The organism is Thermodesulfobacteriota bacterium (assembly GCA_040755095.1).
Lineage (GTDB): Bacteria > Desulfobacterota > Desulfobulbia > Desulfobulbales > JBFMBH01 > JBFMBH01.
Map to the genome: position 1 here is coordinate 1 of JBFMBH010000138.1, position 11565 is coordinate 11565.

The 11565-nt window shown below is 66.5% G+C and carries 5 protein-coding genes; 2 read left to right on the forward strand and 3 right to left on the reverse strand.

The window, feature by feature from the left end; translation table 11 throughout:
* From AB1634_16365 to AB1634_16375, 3 genes are all read right to left on the reverse strand, one after another.
* A partial coding sequence (locus AB1634_16365) for a DUF6531 domain-containing protein (protein ID MEW6221089.1) occupies nucleotides 1-4431 on the reverse strand: 4431 nt, incomplete at its 3' end.
* Nucleotides 4432-4435: 4 nt separating this feature from the next.
* Nucleotides 4436-5071, reverse strand: coding sequence for a hypothetical protein (locus AB1634_16370; GenBank protein ID MEW6221090.1), 636 nt, complete (start codon nucleotides 5069-5071; stop codon nucleotides 4436-4438).
* Between the two features lie 129 nt (nucleotides 5072-5200).
* Complete coding sequence (locus AB1634_16375) at nucleotides 5201-6451, reverse strand: hypothetical protein (protein MEW6221091.1); 1251 nt, start codon at nucleotides 6449-6451, stop codon at nucleotides 5201-5203.
* A gap of 352 nt (nucleotides 6452-6803) precedes the next feature.
* Here AB1634_16375 and AB1634_16380 point away from each other — a divergent pair, with 352 nt between their 5' ends.
* Together AB1634_16380 and AB1634_16385 are read left to right on the forward strand one after the other, a co-directional pair.
* Nucleotides 6804-7490: a VPLPA-CTERM sorting domain-containing protein gene (locus AB1634_16380; protein MEW6221092.1), complete on the forward strand. Its 687-nt coding sequence runs from the start codon at nucleotides 6804-6806 to the stop codon at nucleotides 7488-7490.
* Between the two features lie 89 nt (nucleotides 7491-7579).
* The coding region (locus AB1634_16385) for a DNRLRE domain-containing protein (GenBank protein MEW6221093.1) at nucleotides 7580-11565 on the forward strand (3986 nt) is incomplete at its 3' end.

Consider the following 11565-nt stretch of genomic DNA (forward strand, 5'->3'; position numbering starts at 1 on the left):
GGTGCCGTCCGCCTGCCTGTGGTGGACCTTCTCCTGATAGACCTGGCCGTTGGCGTCGAAGATCGTCTCCCGGATGGTGCCGGCCGGGTCGGTCACGTGCGTCACCCGGTCCAGGGCATCGTAGCCGAAGGTGGTGGTGAGTGCCACCGGCGTCTCGTCCACCGCCGAGGTCCGGCGAGTGAGGGTCTCGGTCTCCAGCCGGCCCAGGGCGTCGTAGGTGTACTCCAAGACCACCGGCCCGCCGCCGGTGTTGCCCCAGACCGTCTTCCTCTGGAGGTTGAGGCCGTTGGCCTCGTATTCGAAGAAGGTGTACCGCCGCCGGCTCGGCTGCGCCGGGTCGATACGCTCGTCTTTCAGCCGCAGGGTGCCGTCCGGGTAATAGTTGTACGTGGCCAGCAGGGTGCGGACACCGGCCAGCATGACCTCTTCCTTCTGGAGCCGGCCCTTCACCGCATAGGTGCCGGCGTCCGTGGTACTGGAATAGGTCAGGAATCGTTCGTTGCCGTTCTTGTCCTTGATGCGGGTCACCTGATCATAAAGATCGAAGTTGTAGTCGTACTCTGTCCGGTTGCCCAGGGCATCGCTTTCCAGGGTCACGTTGCCGAAGGTGTCGCTGGCCCCTCCCAGAAGGCCGCGGTCCTGGCGATAGGAGTACACGGTGCCGTAGCCCAGGGGGTCGATCTTGGCAAAGCGCAGGCCATCGGCATTGTTGCCAAAGAAGAGAATGCCGCCGTCCGGCTCCTCCAGCTTGATGAGGGCGCCGTTGTCCGGATCGTAGAAGTGCTTGCGCACGAAGCCCCGTGGATCCGTTACCCGGGTGCGCTGGCGATAAAGATCGTAGTCCAGGGTCTCGGTCCCCTGGAGGGCATTGGCGTACTGGAAGGCCCGGTTGTTGCGGTAGTAAGAAAAGGCGGTCTTCACCGGTTGGCCGTCCCGCAGCTCGGGCAGGATGATCTCGTGGAGCAGATGGCTGTCCGGATGGTAGGTGATGGTCGTGGTCTTGTTCAGGGGGGAGGTGACCGAGGTGAGGTTGTTGCTCGTGTAGTTGTAGGTCCAGGTCCGGCCGGTCCAGTCGGCGACGGTCTTCACATGCGGCGTGGAGCCGTGGTAGGTCAGGGTCAGCCCGGTGCGACCCGGAACCCCCAGGTTGTCGGTAACCGAGGTCAGCCGGCCCGAGCCGTCGTAGCCCATGACCAGCTGGCTGCCGTACGGATCCACGATCATGGCCAGCCGCGCCGTCTGGCCCGGGGTGTTGACCAGGGTGGACGGGCCGGTGAAGACGTAGCTCACGCCGTTTCGGAAGGTGAGGGTGAACACCCCGGCGCTGGGATAGTTGAGCCGCAGGGTCTCGAACTCGCCCGGCGGCTTGTCTGCCACGCTGCGGGTCGGCGAGCCGTCGGCGTTGAGGATGGAGGTGTGCTCACCGCCCCGCTCGTCGACGTAGGTGATGGACGAGGTGATGCTGTTGCCGTTTCTCGCGTCCTGGGCCGCGGTGCAGTTGGGGCAGGCGCCGAAGTCGTTGGACCGCAGCTCCATGGCGTACGAATGGGTCCAGCCGAAGCCCAGCGGCCCGTCCCTGTCCGTGCGGGCCGGCGCCGAGTTGTAGGAGCGGGTGAAGACGTAGTCAAGGCCCCGGCCCCTGATCGTGAGGTCTGTTTCGTCGTGATACATGTTGCCGGTCACGGTCGAGACCGGATCCGCGGTGGACGGCGTCCGCACCAGATCGTTGTTGGTCTGCGCCACCAGGCTCTGGTCCGTGAAGACCTCGTTGTTGAAGGAGGGCTGGATGAGGGAGCCACTGGGCACGGAGGCCGCCTCCAACGCCTGGCTGCCATCCACCCAGCCACCGCCGGCGGTGAAGGAGTCGTTGGCGATGGAGTAGCTTTGGCTGACGAGATGCCCGTCGGTCGGGTTGCTGATCTTCTCCACGAACACGGAAAAGGTGTTGAAGCCGGTGCTCGTTCGCCGGCCAGGGATCACATAGGCCCATCTGCCCGGAAGCGTCATCTGACCCTGAGCGTCAGGGAACAGGCGTCTTTCGCCGATCATCACATCATCGCGGATAACCTGAACCCGCTCGGCCGAATGGTTGTCGTTGCTCGCGTTGTAGGCCCGGTAGACATAGTCGGTGGGCACAAAGCCCTGGTTGCGATCGAAGGTGTCGAAAAGGGCCTGCCCGATGTAATCCGGAATGACCGTGTGGAGGTAATAGTCCTCCAGCCAGACAAGGAACTGGCTGGCCGTGCCGGCAGGGAAATCGTGGTTGCAGAGTGACTGGGCCTGGAGCTGGGTGCCGCCGGGCAGGGCCCGGAGCTGGTTTTCACAGGAATCGATGCAGCTGATGTACTGGGCGTGGTAGCTCGACACGCCGTACTGCCAGCGGGTACGGTCGGCGACCTGGGAGCCACTGTCTACTTGGCGCTTCAGGAATTCAATAGTTGTTTCCGCAGCGCCGGTCCAGATCACCGGCCGGGTGCTGAACACATCCCGGGGCGAGGTGGCAAATCCGGGCGGGTCCGTGTCCGTGAAGCCGAACCCGGCGTACTGGGCCGCCATGTTGCTTCCCGCACCGGTGTTGGCCGGCAGGAGCAAGGGGGCGCCATTGGCCAGCGCCATCTGGACGCCACGCACCGTGGAGACCGCGTCGAAACCGGTCAGCTCCTGCCAGATCTCGTGCTCCAGTGACGACATGTTGCGGCCAATCAGCTCGAAATGCTCGTCGGCGGCCGTGGCCGGGGCATCAACTCGCCAAATCCCGGTGAATTTCTGTCCCTTCATGTCGATAAGCAGCCCGCCTGGCATCACAGAGAAGGGGGTGTCGCCCAGATAATCCACTTCATGGGTGGAGCTGACGACCCCCACGAAGCCTTCGATGGGCGAAGCAACGTGATTCAGGCTGCCCAGCCGATGCACGTCGGCCGCGAAGCGGGCAAAATACTGGCTCATGGCCACGTACAACAGACCGCCGGTGAGGGCGTCCTGGGCCACTGGGTCATCAATGAGGCGTGGCTCGCCCCCCTCGATCGATCCGTTGCGGTTCTGATCGACGTGCGGCACGTCACCGAGATTAACGACCGGATATTGCAGATTCGCATTCAGGAGCAGTTCCGCTGCCCTGTGCACCTGGGACCAGTTCGAAGAGTCTCCGCCAGTTCCGATCAGGTAGTATCCGCCAAAGATCAAGTTCTGGTAGTCAACATCAATAACAGAGTCTTCTTCTCCTGCTGTGGTCCCCGGGGCTCCATCAAGATTGATGCTGATATTGAACAGCCTGCCGATGAAATCAGCGATCTCATTGTCGAAGGCGATCAGAACCGGCGTATGGATGATCTCACCGCCAAGCCGCAGTGTCATCTGATGATGCTGAAATGGATCGCCAGGAATACCGTTTCCTTCGAAGTAGCTGATGGTCAGTCTTCTGGTGGAAAGATCGGCCAGCGAGATGCGAGGCGAATCCGGCAACAACTGGAACGGACCCACCAGACCGCCGGAGAAGACGAAGGCGCCAAGATCGTAGTGCACTCGGACGAACTTGGCCCAGCCCTTGCCGCCCGCCTCGTCATGTTCTTGAACTGAGTCACAGGTCTGCACAGCACTCACCACCTGATACGGCAGCGACGCCGGCAGTATCCCGTCCTGCACCGGAATGATCTTGCCGGGATCAGCGACATCCTCCAGGGTCTTGCCGGGGTGATTGGCCCGCAGCCAGGTCAGGATCTGGTCTTCGTAGATCTCCAGCGGGCTCTTGTCCCGGTATTCTGCATCATCGTTCTTGATGGCGTTGTAATAGCGCTCGTAATCAAAATTCACCTGCCCATACACATCAATGCCCTGGTTGTGGTATTCCCGCAGCTTGTAGGACGGATCGACGTCGATCCATCGGCACCGGCCGGGGGTGGTGGTGCAGTTGACCGATGAGGCGACGGCGCCCCGGTAGTCGTCGTAGGGGACCTGCACCTGCACCCAGACATGCTCGAAGCTGATGGCCTGCCGGTCCGGGCTCATGGCCACCTGCTGGATCCCCTGGTCGTCCATGATCGAGGCGGCCAGATCGATGTCCTTCACCCCCAGCCAGTTGGCGACGCCGGCGGCCGGCGCGCTCACCGTGGCCACGGCGTAGCGCGCCGGGATCCCCTGGGAGCGGTACATGGCGATGAGCACCGAGGCGATATCCACATCGCTGCCCCGCCGGCCGCCGAAGGTGTTGATGCTGTTGGACCGGGAGCCGTGGTAGAGCGCGTATTCGTGGCTGTTGCGGACAAACTCGTAGATGGCCGCCGGCGAGCCCAGCTCCTCGGCCTTGGCAGCCATCGCTTCGCCTTCACCGGACCAGATGACCTCCCGGGTCTCTGCCAGGGGGCCGGCGGCCGCCGGGACGGCTGGCACCGCGACCAGGGCCAGAATCAGGATCAGGATGCTCTTCGGGCTCATGGCGTCATTTCTCCTGGCTGACCCTGGGCCGGCGGTGGCTGGTGCGGGTGGTGATGGTGGGGGTGGGCTCCGGTGGCTGCCAGGAGGCTGGCCGGGGGCGGATCTCCAGCTCCTGGGCCAATTCTCGCAGGCGCACCTGCCGCTCATGGGGTGGCAGGGCCAGGGCTGCCTCGACCTCCTGCGGCAGGCTGTCCAAACGGCTCAGCACCGGCTCTCCGGTCCGGAGTCCCAGCCGTTTCGAGGTTCCTGCCGATGCCGCCGCCACACTCCGGCCTCGGGTCGCCATGGCGGAGCAGACCTTCCGGAGCCCTGCCACCTGGCCGGCTCGCGTCCTGGTCCGTTCGTCGTCGGCCTGGGCCTCACGGTCGAGGCTCGCCGCCGTCCCGGGCGCCGGGGTGAGCTTGAGGGTGGGCGGTGGCTGGGGCCGGCTTACGGCCAGAATGAGCTCCCGGGCCTTGGCAAGATCCTCGCGCTGCTGCGCCAGCGCCGGGTCCGGGACAAAGGAGTGATTGGCCTTCAGCAAGGCCTGGCCCGCGGACCTGACCTGCTCCAGGGTTGCGGCCGGCAGCTCCTGGGGGGCGGTCTCGGCCCTGCCGATTGCCGGCAGCAGCAAAAGCACGCCAGCGATGGCGGCTACCAAGCGTCGATCTCTTTTTCGCATGACGTTCCTCGCAACGATGGGGATCTTTTTTTTCCTGAAAGACGAGCCGCAGAATGGCCAACACGGAATCCTGAAGATTGGAGGGAGCGGTTGGACATTCCTTGTTCTCTATTCGACATTCGTCCGTGCTCCCGGCCAGCGCCGGCTGCCGAGGCCGAGGAGCAGCAGGGCCATGATGGCGAGCCCCCAGTCCGTCAACGCCGGCACGGCGTAGCCTGCGAGGGGGTTGCCATCCAGCCGCAGGTCGGTGATCCCCAGGCCGGCGATGGGGGCGAGGGAGGTGATGGTGTTGTTCCGCAGGTCGGCATAGGCCAGGTTGTAAGCACACTCCAGGCCGGTCAGGTCGCTGATGCCCAAGCCTGAGGCCTCAAGTCTGCTCAGCCACCACAGGTCGTTGCAGGTCAAGCTGTCCATGGCGGCCCGGCCCAGGGTGGCATTGATGACAGCCCGCAGCCGTGGGTCCGGGACTGCGTGCGGCGCCAGCCATTCCTCGTCCACCTCGGCCACGGCGTACAGCGCCCGGAGCGCCAGGGCGGTGTCGTAGATGCGGCCGCCCCAGCTGCCGTCACTGCCCTGGGCTGCCGCAAGGCGATCGTAAAGCTGGCTCATTTGCGTCCAGTCCTGGGCCGCGTAGGCGGCATAGGCAGCAAGGGCCTGGAGATGGGTGGGGGACGAGCTGTTGACCGTGGCCGCCAGGGCGCTCATGCCGTTGCCGATGGCCGTGGCCACGGTGGGGTCGTACCCTTGCAGCTTGACCAGGGCCTCGACCACTGTGGCCGTGACAAAGGGATCGGTGCTGGCCGCCGAGCCCACCGGCCAGCCACCAGCAGCGCCGGCGAGCCGGCTGGTCTTGAGAAAGTCGATGCCCGCTTGCAGATCCGCCGTGGAGCCCGCGCCAGCAAGAAGCCTCAGTGCCAGGGCGGTGTCCAGGGGCTCCGCGAGATAGGCGCTACTGGCGCCCCAGCCATCTCGTCCCGGGGTGGCGGCGTCCTGCAGGGTGGCCAGATGGGCAAGGGCAGCGGAGATGTCGTCGCCGTGCTCCGCGAGGGCGGCAGCCCGGCGGGCCACATGGTCGACGCTGCCCACCCCATGACCTTCGAGCCAAGTGATGCCCCGGTAGTAGGCCTGCCGCTGGTAGCCAGCCGCCCGCAGGGCTCGGACCGTTTCCGCTGTATGGACGAGCTGCTCGGCCTCCAGTGCCCCCCAGCTTCCGTCCGGATTCTGCCGGTCCTCCAGCCACTCCGCTGCCCGGCGGAGCTTCGCATCGTCATAGGCGGCCACAGGACAGAAAAGGCCTGCGAGGCCCAGGACCACAACCGCAGCCACCACCACCACCAAAGAGCACGCAGACGCTCGCACCGGATCCTCCTGTCGTTTCTTCCCGCACCGCGCCAAGGCGGTTGGCCTCGGACTGGCCAAGCCCACTTGAAGAACACTGTTCCGTCTGCCATGAAGGCGTCGTATTGGGAGGAGAGATGGAACGTCTCTGTTATGAACTGGCTATGCTTTGATGTGTTTTTCGTGAATACCGCGGCCGCCATCTCGCCGGCGATCCCGGGCCGCCGTTCTATCCGGATCGGAACCGTACCGTAACCGTTTCCTGATCTGCGCCTCCCAAGACTGCGCCAGACGCTCATCCACAAGGACGCCGCGAGCCTGCGCGGTCCGTCCTGTCCACTGAAGCCTGCCAGCCACCAAGGGAGAGTCGACCATGAAGAAGAGCCTTTTCGTTGCCGCCGCCGTCGTCGCCACCAGCCTCTTCACCTGCCTGCCCGCCGGCGCCGACATGGGCAACATCGCTGCCTGGGACAATTCGGGGCAGCCGGGCGCCCAGGATTTCACCCCGGGCGCCGGCAGCAGCCACGTCACTGCCGCCACCATGACCCGGGGTCCCGGACTGACCGGGAACACCGGCAGCAACTCCTTCAACAGCAAAGGCTGGGAGGGGACCGCAGCGACCGACTTCGTCCAGTTCGGCTTTCAGGTGGATCCGGGATACACCGTTAGCCTGGACGAGCTGTGGATCGGAACCCGCTCCTCGTCCACCGGTCCCGGGACCATCGGCTACTACTCCTCCCTGGACGGCTACCTGACCTCGTTCTTCCAGACCGCCCAGCCAGCCAACACCTATGTCAACAGCCGGATCGACCTCACCCCTTTGGGACCGGTGACCGGCTCGTTCTTCATCCGCCTCTACGAGGTCGGCAACACCCAAGCGGGTGGATCGGGCGCCACCGCCGCCACCGGCACCTTCCGGGTCGGCGACTACTACGACGGCGTCACCTACTACGACACCATCGTCACCGGCCAGACCAGCGCGGTGCCGGTGCCCGGTGCGGTCTGGCTGCTGGGCTCCGGCCTGGCCGGGCTGGCCCGCCTGCGCCGGCGCCTGGCCTGAGCCGAAGACCTGCCTGGTCCCTGATCTTCCCCGGCCGGACAGGGCTGGCGTGGTGCCGCCCTGTCCGGCTGTCTTTCGGAGGCCTTCCCATGCTCGCCCGCCGCATCCTGCCGCTCGCCCTTTGCTGCGCCTTCCTGCTTGCAGCCCCTTGGGGTGCCCTGGCCGAGACCGTCGATATCGGCACCGCTGCCGACGCCGGTGTGGCGCTGGGCTTTCCCGGGACGAGCTACGGCTCTTCCGGAGCGCTCTACGTCGCCTCGGCCTCGGGGGGCGCCTACCGCGATGAGCGGACCTGGCTGCGCTTCGACCTGGAAGGCCAGCTCCCCCCGGGGGCGGTGATCACCAGCGCCCGGCTGCGGCTCTTCTGCTCCACCGCCGACAGCGCCGACACCCTCCTGGCTGCCGTGCACGGCAGTGCCAACGACGACTGGCAGGAGGACACCCTCACCTGGAGCAGCCAGCCGGCGGTGGGCGCGGAGCTGAGCCAGCGGCTGCTCATGGCCGGGGCGGAGGACGAATGGCTGGACTGGGACGTCACCGCCTTTGTCCAGGCCCAGCAGGCCGGCGACCAGCAGGCGAGCCTCGTGGTCAAGGCAGTGACCGAAGGGGACACCACTTGGCGCACCTTTGCCTTCGACAGCCGGGAGTCCTCCGCGGCCCGGGCGCCGCGCCTCCGGATCGAATACAGCGGCTCCTGGCCCACCGGTGGCGGCTTTTCGATCCTGCACATGAACGACGCCCATGCCCGGCTCTTCAGCCACCAGCTCGATGTGCCCGGCGTCGACGACCAGCCGGTCTTCGAGGAGGTGGGCGGTGCTGCCCCTTTCGCGGCCCAGCTCCTGGCCCGGAAGGCCGCCAATCCCGAATCCCTGGTGCTCGATGCCGGCGACATCTCGGAAGGCAGTCCCCTGGGGGATCTCCGGGGCAACGGCGGCATGGTCGACTTCTACAACCTCCTGGACGCCAAGCTCAAAGCCCTGGGCGGCCGGGGGATCGACGCCGCGGTGGTGGGCAACCACGACCTCCGCACCGGCGAGATGCTGGCCAATCTGAGGAGCCACGCCACCTACCCGGTCATCTCCCTCAATGTCTGCAGCCAGGGCACCCAGAGCCCATATTTCACCCCATCCGTGACCGTGACGGTGAACGGCACCCAGGTGGGCATCATCGGCTACACCAACGACGAATCCTCGTACATGGACCCGGAGACCGACGCCCTCATCGATGTGGTCAAGGTGGTGTGGGAGGATGCGGATCCGGCCACCATCGACCTCAAGGACGCGGTGGCACAGCTGCGCAGCCAGGGCTGCGCCGTGGTGATCCTGCTCAGCCACATCGGCCAGAGCCGGGTGGTTGCCGGGCCGGATGCCCTGGTGCGGGATGACGGCGGCGTGCGGCCGCCGGAGGTGGTGATCGCCGGCCATTGGCACAGCTGGGCCGAGACCGTCTGGCAGCCAGCCCAGCTCCATGGCAAGACCCTGGTGGCCGAGGCGGCCTCCTATCTCCAGTATCTGGGCGAGCTCACGGTGACCGGTGACGGCAGGTATGTCCAGGCCGTCCAGCACCCAATCCGCACCGCCGGCCTCTTGCCGGACCCGGAGGTGCTGGGCCTTCTGGCCAGCCTGGAGGCCGAGTATACGGCGGCAAGCCCGCCCGGCAGCCTCCACCAGGTGATCGGCTATTCGGCGGTGGATCTGCGCCTGGACAAGGACAAGTGGTGGACCATGAACGAGTACCCCTGGAGCGGCGACAACACCGCCGGCGCCTGGATCAGCGATGCCATGGTCTGGAAAGCCGGCCAGCTGGGCTTCCCCAGCCAACTGGCCATGCAGTCCGGAGGCGGGATCCGCCGGGACGTGCCGGCCGGGCCCATCACCTTTGCCCAGATCTACGAAGCCTACCCCTGGCAGGACGACGCCATGGTCCGGATCGTCATGACCGGTCAGGAGATCTGGGACCTCATCGAAGACGATTTCTGCGGCACCAGCATCTCCCAGGACTGGCTGGTGACCGCCGAGGATGGCATCATCCAGGAGATCCGCTACCAGGGCACGCCCATCAGCCTCGCCGGCACCTACCAGGTCCTGGTGAGCGAGTACATGTACCTGCACCAGGGTCCGTGGACCGATACCACCCCGGAATACCTCCCCAGCCAGACCAGCCCAGTCTCAATCCGCCAGGCGGTCATCGACTACACCGGCCAGTTCGACCTCGATCATCCCATGCCGGCGCCGGGCCCCCGCTACGATCTGGATACCGAGCTGGCCGGCGGCTTCCGGGCCGTGGTCACCATGCTGGCCGACACCGAGAGCGAGCCCTATTACGAGGCGGCCTTCATCCGCCTGCTGTCCGCCACGGACGACACCGTGGCCCGCCGTAGCGGCTACGGCCTGTCCGGTCTCGTCAACGCCGGCGGCTCCATCAACCCGGCGCACCAGTTTGCCGAGAGCATGCTCTACCGCAGCCATCTCGGCTTTCAGGACGGGGCGCTGGCCCCGGGCGACCTCATCGAGGTGCGGGTGGAGGGCGGCTTCCACGGCGGCAACCCCCAGCTCGTTGACCAGGAGGGAATCACGGCCAGCGGTCAGGAAATGACCGTGACCGGCCACGATCCGGACCTGGCCCGCCCCGAGTACCAGCCGGACATCGCCTCCTTCTGGGACGAAGAGCACGAGAACCATCTCGTGCTCTTCTACGCGACGAAGACCGGCGCCTCCCAGGTGCGGGACGCGGCGGGCCAGGAGATCACCGTCTACCAGCCCGGCGGCCACTCGGCCATGACCCTGCCCGGCAACAGCGGCGACCTTCTCGAGCTGACCGGCGTCAACACCTACGAGCACACCAGCCGCCGCTTCCGCTGCCGGTCGGCGGCCGTGGCCTTCACCAGCGGCTATCCGCCCCAGTCCCGGGTCGATCCGGTGCTGCCGGAAGAGCAGACCTCCTCCCCCCTGGTCCTGACCGCCACTGCCTCCGACCCGGTGGAAGGCGGCACGGCGACGGTGAGCACCGGCCCGGTGGCCGACGCCCAGGTGGTGGCGGGCTCTCCGGCGAGCAACTACGGCAGCCGCACCTACCTCTACGTGCAAAGCGCTGCCACCGGCTCGTACCTCAACGAGCGCAGCTGGCTGCGCTTCGACCTCGCCGGCCTGGTGCCAGCCGGTGCCACCGTCACCGGCGCTCGCCTCAAGCTTTACTGCTGGAAGGCCGGTGCGGCCGCGCTGGCCGCCGCCGTCCACGGCGCCAATGACGATTCCTGGGCCGAGAACGGCCTCACCTGGGCCAATCAGCCGGCCTTGGACTCGGCCCTTTCCACCACCACCCTGGCGGCCGGCCAGACCGCGGTCTGGTATACCTGGGACGTCACATCCTTTCTCCAGGCCCAGTTGGGTGCGGGAGATGACCTCATTTCACTCGTGGTGAAGCCCGAGGTGGAGGGCTCCGCCACCACGCTCAGCTACGCCTTCGATTCCAAGGAGTATGCCACCGCCAGCCTGCGGCCGGTGCTGGAAGTGGATTACCAGACCGGGGCCAGCGGCGGCAGCGTGGCCACGGTCGACTTCCGCTACCGCTTCGCCGCCGACGGACTCGCCTGGGGTGGCTGGATCGATCTTGCCCAGGACGCCGCCGCGCCCTGGACGGCCGTCTTCGCCTATCCGCATGGCGCGGGCTTCTATGAATTCCTGAGCCTCGCCACCGATGCCGATGGCAACGTGGAGCCGGCGCCGGTCCTGGCCGATGCCAGGGTCCATTTCCTGGACCCGGATACCGACGGCGACGGCATTCCCGACCGGCTGGAGACCGGCTGCACCAGCCCCGGCAATCCCGATTCCGACGCCGACGGCCTGGCGGACGGGGTGGAGGATGCCAACCACAACGGGGTGGTGGACAGCGGCGAGACCAGCCCCTGCCTGGCCGACACCGATGGCGACGGGTTTTCGGACGGCGACGAGGTGACGGCAGGCAGCGATCCGCTGGATCCCGGCTCGTCCCCCCAGACGCCGGCCGTGCCCGGCCCGGGTCCCTGGAGCCTCGCCCTCCTGGCGCTGCTGCTCCTGGGCCTGGGCATCCTGCTCTC